General features: G+C 72.4%; 17 protein-coding genes and 1 pseudogene. 10 read left to right on the top strand and 8 right to left on the bottom strand.

Features of this window, described 5'->3' with window-relative positions; genetic code table 11:
• The first annotated feature begins 26 nt into the window (after positions 1 to 26).
• The gene (locus ACO0M4_RS01795) at positions 27 to 320 is read left to right on the top strand and encodes a hypothetical protein (protein ID WP_430367743.1); all 294 of its coding nucleotides are present in this window, start codon (positions 27 to 29) and stop codon (positions 318 to 320) included.
• A 49-nt stretch (positions 321 to 369) separates the two neighbouring features.
• Here the strand turns inward: ACO0M4_RS01795 and ACO0M4_RS01790 are convergent, their stop codons facing one another.
• Positions 370 to 1,107: a ferritin-like fold-containing protein gene (locus ACO0M4_RS01790; RefSeq protein WP_430367742.1), complete on the bottom strand. Its 738-nt coding sequence runs from the start codon at positions 1,105 to 1,107 to the stop codon at positions 370 to 372.
• A 202-nt stretch (positions 1,108 to 1,309) separates the two neighbouring features.
• On the opposite strand from ACO0M4_RS01790, the gene ACO0M4_RS01785 reads away from it, so the two are divergent.
• A complete protein-coding gene (locus tag ACO0M4_RS01785) occupies positions 1,310 to 3,862 on the top strand; it encodes a DEAD/DEAH box helicase (RefSeq protein ID WP_430367741.1) in 2,553 nt (850 codons plus the stop codon).
• Between the two features lie 131 nt (positions 3,863 to 3,993).
• A complete protein-coding gene (locus ACO0M4_RS01780) occupies positions 3,994 to 4,887 on the top strand; it encodes an alpha/beta fold hydrolase (protein WP_430367740.1) in 894 nt (297 codons plus the stop codon).
• Positions 4,888 to 4,958: 71 nt separating this feature from the next.
• Here the strand turns inward: ACO0M4_RS01780 and ACO0M4_RS01775 are convergent, their stop codons facing one another.
• Positions 4,959 to 5,885: an NYN domain-containing protein gene (locus tag ACO0M4_RS01775; protein ID WP_430367739.1), complete on the bottom strand. Its 927-nt coding sequence runs from the start codon at positions 5,883 to 5,885 to the stop codon at positions 4,959 to 4,961.
• Positions 5,886 to 6,095: 210 nt separating this feature from the next.
• Here ACO0M4_RS01775 and ACO0M4_RS01770 point away from each other — a divergent pair, with 210 nt between their 5' ends.
• Positions 6,096 to 6,251, top strand: coding sequence for a hypothetical protein (locus ACO0M4_RS01770; RefSeq protein ID WP_430367738.1), 156 nt, complete (start codon positions 6,096 to 6,098; stop codon positions 6,249 to 6,251).
• Between the two features lie 103 nt (positions 6,252 to 6,354).
• Here ACO0M4_RS01770 and ACO0M4_RS01765 read toward each other — a convergent pair whose 3' ends face one another.
• The 3 genes from ACO0M4_RS01765 to ACO0M4_RS01755 all read right to left on the bottom strand — a co-directional run bounded on the left by ACO0M4_RS01765 (position 6,355) and on the right by ACO0M4_RS01755 (position 8,796).
• Positions 6,355 to 6,960: a MarC family protein gene (locus tag ACO0M4_RS01765; protein WP_430367737.1), complete on the bottom strand. Its 606-nt coding sequence runs from the start codon at positions 6,958 to 6,960 to the stop codon at positions 6,355 to 6,357.
• A 155-nt stretch (positions 6,961 to 7,115) separates the two neighbouring features.
• Positions 7,116 to 7,970 (bottom strand): PHP domain-containing protein, encoded by an 855-nt coding sequence (locus ACO0M4_RS01760; RefSeq protein ID WP_430367736.1) that lies wholly within the window; start codon positions 7,968 to 7,970, stop codon positions 7,116 to 7,118.
• A 187-nt stretch (positions 7,971 to 8,157) separates the two neighbouring features.
• Entirely contained in the window at positions 8,158 to 8,796 is a 639-nt protein-coding gene (locus ACO0M4_RS01755) for a DUF6758 family protein (RefSeq protein WP_100599928.1), read from the bottom strand.
• Positions 8,797 to 8,977: 181 nt separating this feature from the next.
• On the opposite strand from ACO0M4_RS01755, the pseudogene ACO0M4_RS01750 reads away from it, so the two are divergent.
• Positions 8,978 to 9,336, top strand: a pseudogene (locus ACO0M4_RS01750) (MFS transporter); the annotation flags it as partial.
• A 109-nt stretch (positions 9,337 to 9,445) separates the two neighbouring features.
• Here ACO0M4_RS01750 and ACO0M4_RS01745 read toward each other — a convergent pair.
• The gene (locus ACO0M4_RS01745; RefSeq protein WP_430367735.1) at positions 9,446 to 10,030 is read right to left on the bottom strand and encodes a suppressor of fused domain protein; all 585 of its coding nucleotides are present in this window, start codon (positions 10,028 to 10,030) and stop codon (positions 9,446 to 9,448) included.
• 508 nt (positions 10,031 to 10,538) lie between these two features.
• On the opposite strand from ACO0M4_RS01745, the gene ACO0M4_RS01740 reads away from it, so the two are divergent.
• Together ACO0M4_RS01740 and ACO0M4_RS01735 are read left to right on the top strand one after the other, a co-directional pair.
• Positions 10,539 to 11,681, top strand: a complete 1,143-nt coding sequence (locus ACO0M4_RS01740) for a magnesium and cobalt transport protein CorA (protein WP_430367734.1) — start codon at positions 10,539 to 10,541, stop codon at positions 11,679 to 11,681.
• A gap of 90 nt (positions 11,682 to 11,771) precedes the next feature.
• Entirely contained in the window at positions 11,772 to 12,362 is a 591-nt protein-coding gene (locus ACO0M4_RS01735) for a hypothetical protein (protein WP_430367733.1), read from the top strand.
• Positions 12,363 to 12,386: 24 nt separating this feature from the next.
• Here ACO0M4_RS01735 and ACO0M4_RS01730 read toward each other — a convergent pair whose 3' ends face one another.
• Entirely contained in the window at positions 12,387 to 13,172 is a 786-nt protein-coding gene (locus ACO0M4_RS01730) for a hypothetical protein (protein WP_430367732.1), read from the bottom strand.
• Between the two features lie 216 nt (positions 13,173 to 13,388).
• On the opposite strand from ACO0M4_RS01730, the gene ACO0M4_RS01725 reads away from it, so the two are divergent.
• The 3 genes from ACO0M4_RS01725 to ACO0M4_RS01715 are packed head-to-tail and all read left to right on the top strand — an operon-like array spanning position 13,389 to position 16,503.
• Positions 13,389 to 14,693 (top strand): magnesium transporter MgtE N-terminal domain-containing protein, encoded by a 1,305-nt coding sequence (locus tag ACO0M4_RS01725; protein WP_430367731.1) that lies wholly within the window; start codon positions 13,389 to 13,391, stop codon positions 14,691 to 14,693.
• Entirely contained in the window at positions 14,683 to 15,294 is a 612-nt protein-coding gene (locus tag ACO0M4_RS01720) for a DUF1003 domain-containing protein (protein ID WP_430367730.1), read from the top strand. Before ACO0M4_RS01725 ends, ACO0M4_RS01720 begins: the two co-directional genes overlap by 11 nt.
• Positions 15,295 to 15,336: 42 nt before the next feature.
• Positions 15,337 to 16,503: an Mrp/NBP35 family ATP-binding protein gene (locus tag ACO0M4_RS01715; RefSeq protein WP_430367729.1), complete on the top strand. Its 1,167-nt coding sequence runs from the start codon at positions 15,337 to 15,339 to the stop codon at positions 16,501 to 16,503.
• A gap of 138 nt (positions 16,504 to 16,641) precedes the next feature.
• Here ACO0M4_RS01715 and ACO0M4_RS01710 read toward each other — a convergent pair whose 3' ends face one another.
• Entirely contained in the window at positions 16,642 to 17,289 is a 648-nt protein-coding gene (locus ACO0M4_RS01710) for a hypothetical protein (protein ID WP_430367728.1), read from the bottom strand.
• Positions 17,290 to 17,403 lie beyond the last annotated feature (114 nt).

The raw sequence follows: 17,403 nt of genomic DNA, 5'->3' as shown, positions 1-17,403 counted from the left end.
GGCCTCGTCACGCGGGAGGGAACAGCATGATCTGGGAAGCGCTCGGCGCCGTGATCGTCGGATTCGCCATCGCCCTGTCCGCGCGGCGCTGGCTTCCCGAGCGGTTCCCCGCCCCCGCCCTGACGCTGGCCACCGGCCCGGTCGCGGCGCTGCTCGGCGCGCTGCTGACCCGGTCGATCCTGGGGCCCGGCCACCCGGTCCAGGTGATGGTCGCCGCGCTCGCCGTGGGCTCCGCGCTGCTGTCGGTCCTGGTGCGCCCGCCGCGCCGCCGGACCCGCCGCCCGGCCGCCCCGCTGAAGGGCCACCGGACGGCCTGCTGACCGTCCGGTGCCCCGTTCGAGGCCAGTGCGGAATGCCGCGCCGGCCCCGTCAGGCCGCGAGGCCCAGCGCGGCCATCCGCTTGGTGTGCGCCTCGGTGATCCGGGAGAACATCCGGCCGACCTCGGCCAGGTCGAAGCCGTCGGCCAGCCCGCCGACCAGCATGGTGGAGAGCGCGTCGCGGTCCGCGACCACCCGCTGGGCCTGCGAGAGCGCCTCGCCCATCAGCCGGCGGGCCCACAGCGCCAGCCGGCCGCCGACCCGCGGCTCGACCTCGATGGCGGCCCGGACCTTCTCCACCGCGAAGGTGGCGTGCCCGGTGTCGTCCAGCACCGCGAGCACCAGGTCGCGGGTGTCGGAGTCCAGCCGGACCGCGACCTCGCGGTAGAAGTCACTGGCGATCGAGTCGCCGACGTACGCCTTGACCAGGCCCTCCAGCCAGTCCGACGGCGCGGTCTGGCGGTGGAACTCGTCCAGGGCCGCGGCGAACGGTTCCATCGCCTCGTTCGGCTCCGCCTCGATCTCGGCGAGCCGGTCGCGGAGCCGCTCGAAGTGGTGGAATTCCGCCGAGGCCATCTTGGCCAGTTCGGCCTTGTCGTCCATCGTCGGGGCGAGTTTGGCGTCCTCCGCCAGGCGCTCGAAGGCGGACAGTTCGCCGTACGCGAGGGCGCCGAGCAGATCGATCACAGCGGCCCGGTACTGCGGGTCAGCGGATGCCTGGGCCCAGTCCTGGGCGGCGATTCCGGTGTGTTCTTGCGCGTCAGCAGCGGCGTTGTCAGGCGTCTCCATGACCGGCACAATAGCCCGCCCGAAGGGCTACGGAAGGCCCTGGTCAGCCACGGCTCGACCACCCGTTCGCGTGATCGCCGCGACCGGTACGGCGCGCCGTGATGAATTCCTCAGTCATACACGCCTTCGGATTCACACGCGATATCCGGGGTACAGTGCTAAAGGACCCGCCGAGTATCGGTGGGTCGTTCCACGAAAGCGGATGCCCGGTCGGTGGCCCGATCGGCTCCACCCGACCGCCCTCCCCCGCGGCGCGTACGAGACGTGCGCACAGCAGGAGGGATACCGCTCGCGGCAGGAGTGCCTGAGCGATGGCAGTGGTCCCGCGCCGTCCGGCCTGTCAGGCCGGCGCCGTACGAACCCGTACGACGGTGCGGTACGACCCCCTTCGCCGCCTCTCGCCGCGTCTCACAGAAGAGGCAAGACTCTGTCTACGACGTTCCGTGATCTCGGGATTTTCCCCGAGACCGCCGAGGCCCTGGAAGCCGTCGGCATCGTTTCCCCCTTTCCCATCCAGGAGCTGACGCTCCCCGTCGCCCTCTCCGGCAACGACGTCATCGGCCAGGCCAAGACCGGCACCGGCAAGACGCTCGGCTTCGGCCTGCCGCTGCTGGAGCGGGTCACCGTCCCCGTCGACGTCGAGGTCGGCCGGGCCACGCCCGAGCAGCTGACCGAGGAGCCGCAGGCCCTCGTGGTCGTGCCCACTCGCGAGCTGTGTCAGCAGGTCACCAATGACCTGCTGACCGCCGGCAAGGTGCGTAACGTCCGGGTCCTGGCGATCTACGGCGGCCGGGCGTACGAGCCGCAGGTCGAGGCGCTGAAGAAGGGCGTCGACGTGGTCGTCGGCACGCCCGGCCGGCTGCTGGACCTGGCAGGCCAGAAGAAGCTCGACCTGTCGCAGGTGCGCACCCTCGTCCTGGACGAGGCCGACGAGATGCTCGACCTGGGCTTCCTGCCCGACGTCGAGAGGATCCTCCAGCTGCTGCCGGCCAAGCGGCAGACCATGCTGTTCTCGGCGACCATGCCCGGCCAGGTCATCTCGCTGGCCCGCCGCTACATGTCGCAGCCCACGCACATCCGCGCCACCGCCCCGGACGACCAGGGCGCGACGGTCGCCAACATCACCCAGCACGTCTTCCGGGCGCACTCGATGGACAAGCCGGAGCTGGTCTCCCGCATCCTCCAGGCGGAGGGCCGCGGGCTGGCGATGGTGTTCTGCCGCACGAAGCGGACCGCCGCCGACATCGCCGACCAGCTCGCCCGCCGCGGCTTCGCGTCCGGCGCGGTCCACGGCGACCTCGGCCAGGGCGCCCGCGAGCAGGCGCTGCGCGCCTTCCGTAACGGCAAGGTCGACGTCCTGGTCTGCACCGACGTCGCCGCCCGCGGCATCGACGTCGAGGGCGTGACGCACGTCATCAACTACCAGTCGCCCGAGGACGAGAAGACCTACCTGCACCGCATCGGCCGCACCGGCCGGGCCGGCGCCAAGGGCACCGCGGTCACCCTCGTCGACTGGGACGACATCCCGCGCTGGAAGCTGATCAACAAGGCGCTGGACCTGTCGTTCGACGAGCCGGAGGAGACCTACTCCACCTCGCCGCACCTCTACGAGCAGCTCGACATCCCGGCGGGCACCAAGGGCGTGCTGCCGCGCGCCGAGCGCACCCGGGCCGGGCTGGCCGCCGAGGAGGTCGAGGACCTCGGCGAGACCGGGGGCCGCGGGCGCGGCCGGCGGTCCGAGGCGCGGGCCGAGAAGGACACCCAGGAAGAGCCCCGGCGCACCCGCACGCCGCGCCAGCGGCGCCGCACGCGGGGCGGGACTCCGCTGGACGAGTCGGCCGCCGCCGCGGGCACGCCGGAGACGGCGGACGCCGCGGTGCGCACCGCCGAGGACACCGAGGCCGCCGCGGCACCGCGGACGCCCCGGCGTCGGCGCCGCACCCGGGGAGCGGTGGCAGCCACCGCCTCCGCGGCCGCCGTGGCCGAGGTCCGCGAGGCCGCGACCGCTGTGGTCGCCGAGGCCACCACGGTGCCGGCCCCCGCGGCCGGCCCGGACGCCGAAGCGGACCGGGAGCTGGCCGCCAAGCCGCGCCGGCGCCGTACCCGCAGTGCCGCCAAGGCCGCAGCGGAGAGCACGACCTCAGCCGCTCCGGTGGAGCCGGTGAGCGAGGCGGCGGAGGCGACCGCTCCGGCCGTGGCCGAGGCCGTAGCCGTCGTGGCGACGGCCGAGGGCGTCGAGGCCGCTCCGGAGAAGCCCAAGCGCACCCGCAAGCGGGCTGCGGCCAAGAAGGCGGCACCCGCCGAGGCCGCGGAAGCCGCCGTGGACACGGCGGAGGCCACCGCGGTGACCGCCGCCGTCGCGGAGACCGAGGCGCCGGCCAAGCCCAAGCGGACCCGGACCCGGAAGACCGCCGCCGCGCAGCCCGCGGCGGAGGCCGAAGCCGTCGTGGCGACGGCCGAGGGCGTCGAGGCCGCTCCGGAGAAGCCCAAGCGCGCCCGGAAGACGGCCGCGGCCAAGACCACTGCCACCAAGGCCGCCAAGGCCAAGCCCGCCGCCGCGGCCGAGGCCACCGACGGGGAGGCGCCGGCCAAGCCCAAGCGGACGCGGAAGACCGCCGCCGCCAAGGCCGCCGAGGCCGCCCCCGAGGCCGCTGCCGCGGAGGCGGTGGACGGCGCGGAGGCCAAGCCCAAGCGCACCCGCAAGCGGGTCGCCACCAAGAAGGCGCAGCCCTCGGAGGCACCGGCCGAGAGCTGATCCCGCCCGGCCCGACGGCACCTGACGACCCGGCCCCGCCTCGTGCGGGCGCCGGGTCGCCGGCGTTCCGGGCCCCGGCAACGCCGGCGACCCGGGCGGGTTTTCCCCGGCCGTCCCGATAACCTCAGCCCATGAGCAGGCCGCCCACCCTCACACTGCCGCCGTGCGCCCGCGCGTACCGGCTCGACACCGAACGCGGCGCGTTCGCCGCGCACGACGCCCGTCCCGACGGCGCCCCGATCGGCACCGCCCTCCTCGTCCCCGGCTTCACCGGCAGCAAGGAGGACTTCATCGCGCTGCTGGCACCGCTCGCCGCCGCCGGGTTCCGGGCGGTCGCGGTGGACGGCCGCGGACAGCACGAGTCCCTCGGACCGCGCGATCAACGGGCGTACGACCAGCGGGAGTTGGCACTCGACGTGCGAGCCCAGGCGCTGGCCCTGGGCGAGCCCGGCGGCGGCCCGCTGCACCTGCTGGGGCACTCCCTCGGCGGACTGATCACCCGGGCCGCGGTGGTGCACGACCCGGCGCCGTTCCGTTCTCTGACCGTGCTCAGTTCCGGGCCGGCCGCCATCGACCCGGCCCAGCGGACCCGGGTGCGGATGCTGATCGAGGCGCTCGGCACGATGGGCATGGAGCAGGTGTGGGAGGCGATGCAGGCGTTGGACGCTCCCCCGACCGGCGCTGGGGGGACCCCCACTGCGGCCGCGCACGACGCACTGCCGCCGGAGATTGCCGCGTTCCTGCGGCAGCGTTGGCTGAACACCGTCCCCGAGCAACTGATGGCGACCGGGCGGCAGATGCTGACGGAGCCCGACCGGGTCGCCGAACTGGCCCGTACCGGGCTGCCGGTCCACGTCGTCTCGGGAACCGTCGACTACGCCTGGCCGGTGCCGCTGATGGACGCGATGGCCCGCCGCCTCTCCGCCCGGCGCACGATCATCGAAGGCGCCGAGCACTCCCCCAACGCCGAACGCCCGGAAAAGACCGCCGGGGCGCTGGCGGGTTTCTGGAGTGACGTCGACTGACCCTCGCCGCCGGGGCGCTGGCGGGCTTCTGGAGTGACGTCAGCTGACCCTCCATCACCGAGGCGGCGGCCCTAGAAGCGTCCCTGGACGTGGTCCCAGAACCCGTCGCGCAGCACCCGCCGCAGATCGGCGTGACCGCGCAGGGAGTGCCTCAGCAGCGCCTCGGCGGCGGTGAGCAGCTCCTGGTCGACGGTGCCGGGCAGGTACGGGTGGCCGGGCAGCAGTTCGGCCACCCACGCCGGACCGCGCTCCGACAGCCACTGGGCGGCGACCCGCGCCCCCACGAACCGGACCTCCTCGCGGGTCGGCGCCGGCCCCTCGCCGGCCCCCGGCTCGGGGCACTCGCCGGCCGTCCGCCGGGTGACGTACGGCTTGCAGAAGTCCAGGTCGAAGGTGCGCGCGCTGTCCACCTCCCACATCAGCGGCTCGGCCTGGTTGCGGCCGCCCGGTGCCTCGATGCCCCACAGGTGGACCCGGGCGCCGTAGCCCTGGGCCGCCTCGACGGCGGAGACCAGGTCCTCGTCGCCGCCGATCAGGACGGCGTCGGTGATCGCCCGGTGCCGGGCCAACGACTCCAGGTCGGTGCGGATCAGCGAGTCGACGCCCTTCTGCTGGTTGTGGGCGTTGAGGTTGCCGAGCCGGACCTTGACGTCGGGGAGCTCGGCGATCCGCTGCTGCTCCTGGGTGTGGATCCGGCGGCGGGCGCCGTCGTACCAGTAGACCCGCAGCAGCCGACTGTCCGGGAAGATCATCCGAGCCTTGTCGATGAACGCCTCGATGATCCCCTCGGCGTCCAGCTCGAACGCCTTGCGGTCCTCCGTGCCGGCGACCAGCCGCCCGGTGGCGGCGTAGACGTAGCCCGCATCGGCGAAGACCGCGTGGGTGGACGGGGTGGTGGCGACCTCAGCGAGGACCCGGGTGAGCAGCTCGTTGGTGCGCTCGATGCCGGCGGCGAGCGTCGTGAGGTCGGTGGTGCCCGTGGGCTGGGGGTTGCTCATTGCGGGATCCATTGTCCTGGCGTGCGCTCGGCGGGCACAACCACACTCGTTCCCGCACACGCATTCCTTAGACCATGAAAACTTTTCGTTAGCGTAGGGAATCATTTCAGCTGTAGGCTCGTTGTACCCATACGGAACGCCCGGCAACGAAGCCGGGCAAGTCCTGTCAAAGAGTTCTCCGCAGGAGGATCGGACGAAGGGAGAAGCCATATGCGCTTCGAGATCATGCGCCTGGACGACGTCGACGGCGCCGCCGTGGACAGCACCGTCGTGGACGCCGCCTCCGTCAACCAGATCGTGCAGCAGGCCGCCGCCATAGGGCAGCGCATCTACATCCGCCCGGCCGACACCGTTGCCGTCCACTGAGCGTCGACACGACCGACCCGCGCGCTGACGACGACGTAACGAAGACACACGAACGCCCCCGTACGGACACGCCGTACGGGGGCGCCGTCGTATCCGGAGCCGCTCAGGACGCCTGGATCACCTGCGTCACACCGTTGATGATCTGCTGCACGGCGAGCGCGGAGAGCATCATCCCGGCCAGCCGGGTCACCAGCACCACCCCGCCGTCCTTGATCACCCGGATGATCACCAGCGAGAACCGCATCACCACGTAGAGCACCACGTGGATGGCGGCGATCGCCGCCCAGACCGCGACCTGGGACGCGACGCCGTCGGCGTGCTGCACCGCGAGGATCACCGAGACGATCGCCCCCGGCCCGGCCAGCAGCGGCATCCCCAGCGGCACCAGCGCCACATTGACGTCCTTGGTCTGGGTCGGCTCCTCGGACTTGCCGGTCAGCAGGTCCAGCGCCACCAGCAGGAGCAGCAGCCCGCCGGCGATCATCAGCGCGGGCGTGGAGATGTGCAGGCGCCCGAGGATCTGCTTGCCGAAGAGCCCGAAGACGGCGATCACGCAGAACGCGACGGTGGCCGCCTGCCAGGCCATCCGGCGCTGCACCTTGGCCGGGCGGCCGGAGGTCAGGGCGAGGAAGATCGGGGTGATACCCGGGGGGTCCATGATCACAAAAAGCGTGACAAAGAGGGTACTGAAGACGGCGACGTCGAACACGGTGCTGGCCTTGCGATGGTACGGACGAGGGGAGGGAAGACGCACGGGACCGGACGCGGCACGACCGGGTACGGCCCGTGGGAAGGAGGGTGGGTGCGCAGACGCGCCCCACTGAAGGGGGCGTGCGGTGCGGCGGCCGGCCGGTGCCCGCGGGCTCAGCCGCCCGTGCCGGGGACGGGGAAGGCGCCGGTGGCCCGGCGCACGATCTCCCCGTAGATCTCGGGATCGGTGGTGCAGTCGCCGAGGCGACAGGTCTTGCGGCTGCCGTGGTAGTCGCTGGAGCCGGTGGTCAGCAGTCCGAGGTCGGCGGCGAGGGAGCGCAGCCGGGCGCGGGTCGGTTCGTCGTGGTCCATGTGGTCGACCTCGATGCCGTCCAGGCCGGCCGTGGCCAGTTCGGCGATCGCGCTCTCCGGGACGCAGCTGCCGCGCTTGACGGCGAGCGGGTGCGCGAAGACCGTGACCCCGCCGGCCGCCTTGACCAGCCGGATCGCGTCGAACGGGTCGAGCTCGTGCTTCTCCACGTAGGCCCGGCCGTCGTTGGCCAGCCACTCGGAGGTGAAGGCGTCGGAGACCGAGCCGACCACGCCCAGCTCGACCAGGGCGGTGGCGATGTGCGGCCGCCCCACGGCGCCGTCGCCGGCGATCCGCGCCACCTGCTCCCAGATGACCGGAACGCCCAACTCGCGCAGCTTGCCGACCATGGCCCGGGCGCGCGGCACCCGGTCGTCCCGGACCAGCTCCCGCTCGCGGGCGAGCTCCGGCTCGTCGGGGTCGAAGAGGTAGGCGAGCATGTGCAGGCTGACCCCGTCGAGCCGGCAGGACAGCTCGGCGCCGGTGACCAGCGTCAGCCCCTCGGGCAGCGCGGCGCGCGCCTCGGCGTACCCACCGACGGTGTCGTGATCGGTCAGCGCGACGACGTCCAGACCGGCGGCCGCGGCATTGCGCACCAGTTCCGCGGGGGTGTCCGTGCCGTCGGAGGCCGTGGAGTGGGTGTGCAGATCGATACGCACGGCACGGGCTCCAGACTGCTGCGGGACGGACACGGCGGTGGACCCGGAATTCGGGCACCGCACCGCGGAGCACCGTAAGGACTACAGGGCACTACCACGGACTACAGGAAGGATACCGGGCGCCCGAACTTGCGCCCGCCAGCCGGACCTCACCCCAAACCGAGGAACCGAAGGCGCGGCGCCCTTGTCAGCTCAGAATCCTCGGCGACAGCGCCCCACAGGGCAGCAGATCCACCTCGGCCCCGGCTTCGCGCAGATCCGTCAGCACCAGCTCGTCGTACATCAGCAGCCCGGACTGCTCGGGCCAGGCGATCGCCCACAGCCACAGTCCGCGGGCCTCGCCCGCGAAGACCGCACGGTCCGCGGGGGCGCCATGGACCTGCCACATCGGGGTGGGGCGGCCGGCGGCCAGCACCTTGGCGTTCGGCGGCTTGCCGACACTCAGGCGGGGCCCGGGGTCGGGGCCGTCGATACCGGCATAACGGGAACCGAGCCCGACGCCCAGCTCCTCGGCGATCAGCAGGAGTTCACCGGGGCCACCGAGCGGGCCGGGACCGGAGCAGGCGACGGCGGTCGCCCGGCCGCCGCTACGGTCGTCGCCGGCGCACGCCACACCGGTGAACAGCCAGCCGACCGGCAGCGGCCAGGGCATCCACACGGGCACCTGGGCCCGGTGCACGACAACGCCGAGCGCCTCGACGCTCGGCGGGACGACCGGCTGGAGCGGATGCACGGTGCCGTGGGCGGCGCACTGCCAGCTATCGGAAAAGAGACCGGGCGCCCGCACCCGGCCTCCGCACTTTGGGCAACTGGGTTCGCCCCTCATAACGACCAACGGTCCTCCTGGGCCGCCGTCCCGTCAAGGACGATCACCCGACCGGTGTGCCCCTAATCACGTACCGGACCGCACACTTGGCCGGTTCCCGCCATCGCACCAAACCCCCCGAATATTTAGTTGCACCTTGCACCATTTAGCGCACCCAACTTATTACATGCAAACGGCAACGATCTTCGGTTCGCGCACCGGAACAGGACGGGGAACCCCGGCATGCACAGCAGCAGCCACGGCGGTGGCACCTACGACGATCCCTGGGCGGCAGCGCCGTGGCGATCCTGCGCTACGAATCCGCGCTCGGGCTCGGCATGGCCTGCGGCCCTCTCCTGGGCGCGGTCCTGGGCGACATGAAGGTGGCGCTACCCCTTCTTCGGCACCGCAGTCCTGATGGCCATCGGGTTCCTCGCCCTCACCGTCCTCCCCAAGGAGCAGCCCCGGCCGGCCCGCAAGACCTCACCGCTGGACCCGATCCGGGCGCTCAGCCACGGTGGACCGGCCTCCGCCGCCGCCTCCGCGTTCTTCTACAACTACGCGCGCCCCGGCTCCAGGAGTTTTCACCAACTAGCGAGCGTCACAACGGAACTGGCGCCCCGTCAGCGTGCCGCGCGGGCGGGGCGCCGGGCCGTTGCCCGCGGTCCGGTCAGTCCAGCGCGACGCCCGTGCGCAGCGGATCGCGCAGATCGGTCCCGCGCTCCAACCAGCGCGCCTGGAGCGCCTCGGCGCCGTGCACCCGCTTCCAGGCGGCCTCGTTCGGCGTCATCGGCAGCAGCGGCAGGAATCTCACCGGTTCCCTCGGCTCGTCCAGCTCCAGGTCCTCGACGAGGCCGCCGGACGCCCCCACCAGCACCGAGGTGAACGGCGCCCCGGGCCACAGCGGATCGCCCACGTCCAGCGACGCCCCGGAGGCCACGATCACGCCCTCGACCTGCGGTGACGCGGCGAGAACGGCGAGCGGCCTGAGCACCTTGTCGGTCTCCGCGCGGCCGGCCCGAACGGAGAGCAGGAGCTCGGCCCGCGGCCCGCGGAGGGGGTCGGCGACCACCGCGGTGGGGTCGGCCATGGGCTGGGCGGACATCCCGAGGGTGGCGTAGCGGAGCACGTCCCCGTCGACGAAGCGCAGCACCTCGATGCGGTCGGTGCCGAGGAAGGTGACGGCGGCACGCGCGTCCGGTTCGCCCAGCGCCGTGCGCAACCGGGCCTCGACCAGCTCAAGAACGTCAGACATGGGCCGAGCATAGGTGCCGGCCCCGCACCCGAACGCCGCCCCCTACGGAGCCCGTGAGCAGCGGCTTCGCACGGCGTTTCGTATGGAACGTGCAAAGCCGCGCCTCAGCGCTTCGGACGGCTGATAGCCTTGCCGTCTGCTCAGGGAATGACGTCGTCCCCCAACGGGGACCGGCCGGAGGAGGTGGGGCTGCGGTGGATCCGAGTCGACCGTGCAGTACCGATAGTTCTCCCGTCATCCTGTTCCCGCAGCGAACCTTCTGATCCGAGAGCTTCCGTACCCCGCCGCACCGCGGCGAAACCTGTGAAGTTCCCCTGCTCCGGACGCAGATGACGGAAGAGCGCCTTCGACTCTTACTTCCGTGATGTCAGCGAACTGCCGTCAGTAGCCCCCGCACCGAGCGCCGCCCGCTTTGCGGACGTACGGCCAATGTCGCCTCGTACGTCCCCGTTCCGGGCAGCGTTGCGCCCGCGCCACGGTACTGACGGCCGGCCCGAAGGAGCCTGCTATGTCGATGATCCGCGACCTGCGCGCCGCCGTCCGCCCTGCCCGGCGCCGCGACGATTCCCCCTACCGCACCGCGTCCTCCGCCCCGGCCTGCACCAACAGCGCCGTGGTCGACTGCGGTGTCTACCGCGACGGCCACCGGCTGCCCGGCCACCTCACTCCGGCCGAGGCGATCGCCGGCGTCCGGGACGAGGGCGGCTTCGTCTGGATCGGCCTGCACGAGCCGACCGAGGCCGAATTCGCCGGCATCGCCCAGGAGTTCGGGCTGCACCCGCTCGCCGTGGAGGACGCCGTCCACGCCCACCAGCGGCCCAAGCTGGAGCGGTACGACGACACCCTGTTCACCGTCTTCAAGACCGTGCACTACGTCGAGCACGCCGAGCTGACCTCGACCAGCGAGGTGGTGGAGACCGGCGAGGTGATGTGCTTCACCGGCCCGAACTTCATCGTCACCGTCCGGCACGGCGGCCAGGGCTCGCTGCGCGCGCTGCGGCACCGCCTCCAGGAAGACCAGGAGCGGCTGGCCAAGGGCCCGTCCGCGGTGCTGCACGCCATCGCCGACCAGGTCGTGGACGGCTACATGGCGGTGGCCGGGGCGGTCCAGGACGACATCGACGAGGTGGAGATCGACGTCTTCAGCTCCGGCACCAACGGCAAGGCCGCCGGCGGCAAAGGGGCCGCCGGCCAGGGAACGGCCAAGAGCGGCGACGCCGGGCGGATCTACCAACTCAAGCGCGAGGTGCTGGAGTTCAAGCGCGCGGTGTCCCCGCTGCTGCGGCCGATGCAGTTGTTGAGCGAGCGCCCGATGCGGCTGGTGGACGCCGACATCCAGAAGTACTTCCGGGACGTCGCCGACCACCTGGCGCGGGTCAACGAGCAGGTGCTGTCCTTCGACGACCTGCTGAACTCCATCCTCCAGGCCAACCTCGCGCAGGCCGCCGTCGCGCAGAACGAGGACATGCGCAAGATCACCGCCTGGGCGGCGATCTTCGCCGTCCCGACGATGATCGCCGGCATCTACGGCATGAACTTCCAGTACATGCCGGAGCTGCACTGGAAGTACGGCTACCCGGCGATGATGCTGGTCACCGTCTCCATCTGCCTGGGGATCCACCGCGGCTTCAAGCGCAACGGCTGGCTGTGACCCGGCCCCTCGGGGACGCGCCGGCCGTGCGGTGTCTCACCGCCTGGGCGCCCCCGGACCCCCACCACCGGGCCGATTAGGCTGAGGGCCATGACGGAGGAGACCGTGTCGCAGGCCCTGCTGGATCAGGCGCTCATCGAAGAGGCCACGAAGAAGTCCGGCCTGATCTGGGTCCGCGGGGCGACCGGCCCGGCGCGGGCGCTGTGGCACGTCTGGCACGACGGGGCGGTCTGCCTGGTCGGGGACGCCGCCGCCGAAGACCCAAAGCGGCGCGGAGCCGGAGCGGAGCGCAGCGGCAGCGGTGAGCAGCCGCTGGCCGCGCTGGGGCTCACCGACGGCGGCACCGCGACGGTCACCGTCCGCAGCAAGGACAAGGGCGGCCGGCTCATCGCCTGGCCGGCCGAGGTCCGCGAACTCGCGCCCGGCAGCGAGGAGTGGCAGGCCACCGTCGAGGAGCTGAAGGGCAAGCGGCTCAACGCACCCGACGCGGACACCATCGCCGAGCGCTGGGCCCGGGAGTGCCGGGTGCTGCGGCTGACGCCGGCCGGCGAGACGGTGCAACGCCCCGGCCGGATGCCGGACGAGTCGCACGCCGTACCGCCGCTGGCCTCGCCCGCGATCACCCGCCGGCCGGCCCCCGCCGCGCTGCCCAAGCTGCTGCGCCGGGGCCGCAAGGGCTGACCCGCCCGTCCGGGGCCGCGTTCGTCAGCCGGTGCCGGTCCGCGAGATCTGCTTGCCGTAGTCGACGACCTGGTCCTGGTCGGGGGCCTTGAGGTCCACGGGCTTGCCCCAGTCGGCGAGCTTCAGTTCGCCCGCGCCGCCCGCGCGCTGGAGTCGCAGCGGGTACGGCGTGCCCTCCAGGGAGACGTCGAGGGTACCGCCGGATCCGGCGCCGGCGGCCACCTGGACGGTGCGGACCCCGCCGACCGTCGTGTGGTTCCCGACCGTCAACTCGCCGTGCAGGCCGAGCAGTCCGGCCAGCAGGGTGCCCTTGTCGGTGAAGCCGCTGAAGCGTTGGTAGACCGGGTCGGCGGCGGGCACCTTGACGTACTTGTTGCCGAGTTTGGCGGCGGTGGTGTCGGGGCCGGCGCCCGCACCGGCCTTCTCCCCGGCCCAGAAGGACGCGTCCGCCTTCAGGTAGAGCGCCTCGCCAACCCGCAGCAGTTGGAAGGAGGCCGCCTTGGTGGACAGCTGGCCGCGGGCGCCGTCCTTGGCCAGCCGCATGTCCAGGGTGTAGGTGCTGCCCTGGCTGACGATCTTTCCGGCGAGCCGGACGGTGTCGGCGCTGGTGGCGGCGGCCCGCGCCTTGGCCTCGATCTGCTGGGCGGGGAGCTTGCCGACCCCGTTGGTGCCGGCGTCCGGATCGTCCGCGGCGCAGCCCGTCACCGTCGCGGCCAGTGCCGCACACACCGCCGCCACCAGCGCCGCCCGCCCGGTGGGTCGGGTCGCGGCCAGCGGTCGGCGGGTGGTGTCCGGGGGGATGGCGCTCACGTCGGCTCTGCCTCCTGATGCGGGTGACCTCGACAGCTCACGGCAGCGTACCCGGGGTGCGGCGGACGGTCGGCCGGAGTCCGGGCGGCCACCGGACGGCCGCTCCCACCGGGGCGCGGCCCACCCCGACGGGTTAGCCTGAACCCGATCCAATGCTTTGTTTTCGGGTCAATAGTGGAGTAATCCGGACGGAAAGGGAGAAGGGCGGCGCTGTCCATGGCGGTGGTCACTCCCCGGATCTTCGTCTCCCACCTCTCCGGCATCGCCGTGTTCGACCCGAACGGCGACCAGGTCGGGCGGCTGCGGGACCTGGTCGCGCTGCTCCGGGTCGGCGACCGCCCGCCGCGGCTGCTGGGGCTGGTCGTCGAGGTGATCAGCCGGCGCCGGATCTTCGTGCCGATGACCCGGGTGACCGGCGTGGAGTCCGGCCAGATCGTCACCACCGGGGTCGTCAACATGCGGCGCTTCGAGCAGCGGGCCTCCGAGACGCTGGTCTTCGGCGAACTGCTGGACCGGCGGGTGCGGCTGGTCGAGACCGGCGAGGAGGTCACCGTGCTCGACATCGGCATCATCCAGCTGCCGGCCCGCCGTGACTGGGAGATCGACAAGGTCTTCGTCCGCCGCGGCAAGGGCGGAGCGCTGCGCCGCAAGGGGGAGACGCTGACGGTCGAGTGGTCGGCGGTGAGCGGCCTCTCCCTGGAGGAGCACGGGCAGGGCGCGGAGAGCCTGCTCGCCACCTTCGAGCAGCTGCGCCCGGCCGACCTGGCCGGCGTACTGCACCACCTCTCCCCCAAGCGGCGCGCCGAGGTCGCCGCGGCCCTCGACGACGACCGGCTGGCCGACGTCATGGAGGAGCTGCCGGAGGACGACCAGGTCGAGATCATCGGCAAGCTGAAGGACGAACGAGCCGCCGACGTCCTGGAGGCGATGGACCCGGACGACGCCGCCGACCTGCTGTCCGAGCTCCCCGAGGAGGAGAAGGAGCGCCTGCTGACCCTGATGCGCCCGGAGGAGGCGGCGGACGTCCGCCGGCTGATGTCCTACGAGGAGCGCACCGCCGGCGGCCTGATGACCACCGAACCGATCGTGCTGCGCCCGGACGCCACCGTCGCGGACGCGCTGGCCCGGGTGCGCGACCCGGACCTGTCCCCCGCGCTCGCCGCCCAGGTGTACGTCTGCCGGCCGCCGGACGAGACGCCGACCGGCAAGTACCTCGGCCTGGTGCACTTCCAACGGCTGCTGCGCGACCCGCCGTTCACCCTCGTCAGCTTCATCGTGGACAGCGATCTGCCCGCCCTGCCGCCGGACACCCCGCTGCCGGAGGTGACCAGCTACCTGGCCGCGTACAACATGGTCGCGGCGCCGGTGGTGGATGAGGGCGGGGCGCTGCTCGGCGCGGTCACCGTCGACGACGTGCTGGACCACCTGCTGCCGGACGACTGGCGGGAGGCCGGCCTGCACGGCCGCCCGAACGCCGGCGGCACCGCCGGGCCGCAGGGGGAGACCGCCGATGGGCGCTGAGGACCGGGAGAACCCCAGGGAGCGGCGGCCGCACGGCGCCTCGGCACTGCGCCGCGGCGGCGCCGGGGAGCGGCACCGGGGATCCGAGCCGCGACCGCGGGTGCGGCTGGACCTGCCGCGGGTGCCGCGCCGGACGTTCTTCCCGGAGTACGACCCGGAGGCGTTCGGGCGGATGTCCGAGAAGATCGCCCGCTTCCTGGGGACCGGCCGCTTCATCGTCTGGATGACGGTCACCATCATCCTGTGGATCGGCTGGAACGTCACCGTGCCCGGCAACCTGCGGTTCGACAACTACCCGTTCATCTTCCTGACCCTGGCCCTCTCGCTCCAGGCGTCGTACGCGGCGCCGCTGATCCTGTTGGCGCAGAACCGCCAGGACAACCGCGACCGGATCACCCACGAGCAGGACCGCAAGCAGAACGAGCGCTCCATCGCCGACACCGAATACCTGACCCGGGAGATCGCGGCGCTGCGGATGGGCCTGGGCGAGGTCGCCACCCGCGACTGGATCCGCTCCGAACTCGAAGATCTGCTGCGGGAGCTGGAACTACGCCAGACTCCCGACGGCGAGCACCCGGAGCGTGACGAACGCGACCGCTGAGGACCTTTCCGGAGGCGCCCTTCGCCGCCGTACCATCGGGTCATGGCAACAGACACGCCCCAGCCCAACGGCTCCGCGCCGAGCGAGGACGCGATCCGCGAAGCGCTCGCGACGGTCAACGACCCCGAGATCCACCGCCCCATCACCGAATTGGGGATGGTCAAATCGGTGGAGGTCGCCGCGGACGGCTCGGTGGCGGTCGTGGTGTACCTCACGGTGTCGGGCTGCCCGATGCGAGAAACGATCACCAACAGCGTCCGCGAGGCCGTCGAGCGGGTCCCCGGCGTCACCCGCGCCGGGGTCGAGCTGGAGGTCATGAGCGACGAGCAGCGGCGGGAGCTGACGACGGCGCTGCGCGGCGGCACCGCCGAACGGGAGGTGCCCTTCGCCAAGCCCGGTTCGCTGACCCGGGTCTACGCGGTGGCCTCCGGCAAGGGCGGCGTCGGCAAGTCCTCGGTCACCGTCAACCTCGCCGCCGCGATGGCCGCCGACGGCCTCAAGGTGGGCGTGGTGGACGCGGACATCTACGGCCACTCGGTGCCGCGGATGCTCGGCGCGGACGGGCGGCCCACCCAGGTCGAGAACATGATCATGCCCCCGTCGGCGAACGGCGTGAAGGTCATCTCGATCGGCATGTTCACGCCGGGCAACGCCCCGGTCGTCTGGCGCGGCCCGATGCTGCACCGCGCCCTCCAGCAGTTCCTCGCCGATGTCTACTGGGGCGACCTGGACGTCCTCCTGCTGGACCTGCCCCCGGGCACCGGCGACATCGCCATCTCGGTGGCCCAGCTGGTGCCGAACGCCGAGATCCTGGTGGTCACCACCCCGCAGCAGGCCGCCGCCGAGGTCGCCGAGCGGGCCGGTTCGATCGCCGTGCAGACCCACCAGAAGATCGTCGGCGTGGTCGAGAACATGTCCGGACTGCCCTGCCCACACTGCGACGAGATGGTCGACGTCTTCGGCACCGGCGGTGGCGAGCGGGTCGCCGAGGGCCTGACGAAGACCACCGGTACGCAGGTCCCGGTGCTCGGCTCCATCCCCATCGACGTCCGGCTGCGCGAGGGCGGCGACGAGGGCAAGCCGGTGGTGCTGACCGACCCGGACTCCCCCGCCGGTGCGGCGATCCGCGCCATCGCGGGCAAGCTGGGCGGCCGTCAGCGCGGTCTGTCGGGCATGTCGCTGGGGATCACCCCGCGCAACAAGTTCTGACGCGTACGGGCCGGCCCCGGCCTCGTACGCCACCGGAAAGGGCGGATCCATGGCGGTCCGCCCTTTCGCGCACGGCGCGTGCGCCGCCCACAGGGGCGCATGCCATCCCGTACGCGCCCCCCAGATGGCGGCGGGCGCTCAGCCCCCGTAGGCGCTCAGGTCCTTGATCACCGAGAAGCCCAGGCCGTAGGCGCTCATCCCGCGCCCGTAGGCGCCGAGGTGGACCCCTTCCGGCGCGCCTTCGCCGGCGGACCCGGCGAGCACCCAGCCGTACTCGGACTCCCGGTAGCAAAACGGCGTCGGCACCCCGTCCACCGGGAGCATCAGCTCGCTCCAGCTCTCCCCACCGAGGTCGTCGGCCAACTCCCAGGCCAGCATCGTCTGCTGGTCCAGCCAGTCCTGGCGCAGCGTCCGGTCCATCTGGGTCGGCCAGGTGTGGGCGAGCAGGCCGGATCCGGCGAGCCAGGCGGCGGTCGAGATCGAGGTGGCCTCCAGGACGCCGGTGCCGTCCGCGCTGCGTCGTACGGGACGGCTGGCGACCGTCACCACCACCGCGAACCGCTCGTCCTCCGGGTTCTCCACCTTTATGGTGGGCTCCACGCCGTGGCCGGTCGCGCCGTGCTCGACAGTGCCGTCCGCGGCCGAGCCCACCTGCATCAGCCAGCGCGGTCCGGTGAACGCCTCATCGAGGCCGTACCACGGGAACTCGGCCAGCAGATAGCCGTCGACCTTTCGGCCGGTACCGGCGGCCACCTGGTCGGTGACTGTCCGACTCGTCGTCTCCATCTGCGCGGAGCCTCCTCGTTGCCCTGCGTCGTGGGCGGCCCGCCCCCCTCAGGCGACCTCACCCCGGACACCGGGAGCATAGCCAGTCGGGTCAACACAGCCGGGCATACTAGA

Source organism: Streptomyces sp. RGM 3693 (assembly GCF_050471125.1).
GTDB lineage: Bacteria > Actinomycetota > Actinomycetes > Streptomycetales > Streptomycetaceae > Streptomyces.
The sequence above is the reverse complement of the archived record's forward strand: the minus strand, read 5'-3'. Positions and strand labels throughout refer to the sequence as shown.

Coding starts and splice junctions, on each gene's coding strand:
- ACO0M4_RS01745 (WP_430367735.1), bottom strand. CDS start 10,030: ATGTCTGACGTTCTTGAGCTGGTCGAGGCCCGGTTGCGCACGGCGCTG.
- ACO0M4_RS01770 (WP_430367738.1), top strand. CDS start 6,096: ATGCGCTTCGAGATCATGCGCCTGGACGACGTCGACGGCGCCGCCGTG.
- ACO0M4_RS01790 (WP_430367742.1), bottom strand. CDS start 1,107: ATGGAGACGCCTGACAACGCCGCTGCTGACGCGCAAGAACACACCGGA.
- ACO0M4_RS01795 (WP_430367743.1), top strand. CDS start 27: ATGATCTGGGAAGCGCTCGGCGCCGTGATCGTCGGATTCGCCATCGCC.
- ACO0M4_RS01755 (WP_100599928.1), bottom strand. CDS start 8,796: ATGAGGGGCGAACCCAGTTGCCCAAAGTGCGGAGGCCGGGTGCGGGCG.
- ACO0M4_RS01710 (WP_430367728.1), bottom strand. CDS start 17,289: ATGGAGACGACGAGTCGGACAGTCACCGACCAGGTGGCCGCCGGTACC.
- ACO0M4_RS01740 (WP_430367734.1), top strand. CDS start 10,539: ATGTCGATGATCCGCGACCTGCGCGCCGCCGTCCGCCCTGCCCGGCGC.
- ACO0M4_RS01725 (WP_430367731.1), top strand. CDS start 13,389: ATGGCGGTGGTCACTCCCCGGATCTTCGTCTCCCACCTCTCCGGCATC.
- ACO0M4_RS01785 (WP_430367741.1), top strand. CDS start 1,310: ATGCCCGGTCGGTGGCCCGATCGGCTCCACCCGACCGCCCTCCCCCGC.
- ACO0M4_RS01720 (WP_430367730.1), top strand. CDS start 14,683: ATGGGCGCTGAGGACCGGGAGAACCCCAGGGAGCGGCGGCCGCACGGC.
- ACO0M4_RS01775 (WP_430367739.1), bottom strand. CDS start 5,885: ATGAGCAACCCCCAGCCCACGGGCACCACCGACCTCACGACGCTCGCC.
- ACO0M4_RS01715 (WP_430367729.1), top strand. CDS start 15,337: ATGGCAACAGACACGCCCCAGCCCAACGGCTCCGCGCCGAGCGAGGAC.
- ACO0M4_RS01735 (WP_430367733.1), top strand. CDS start 11,772: ATGACGGAGGAGACCGTGTCGCAGGCCCTGCTGGATCAGGCGCTCATC.
- ACO0M4_RS01780 (WP_430367740.1), top strand. CDS start 3,994: ATGAGCAGGCCGCCCACCCTCACACTGCCGCCGTGCGCCCGCGCGTAC.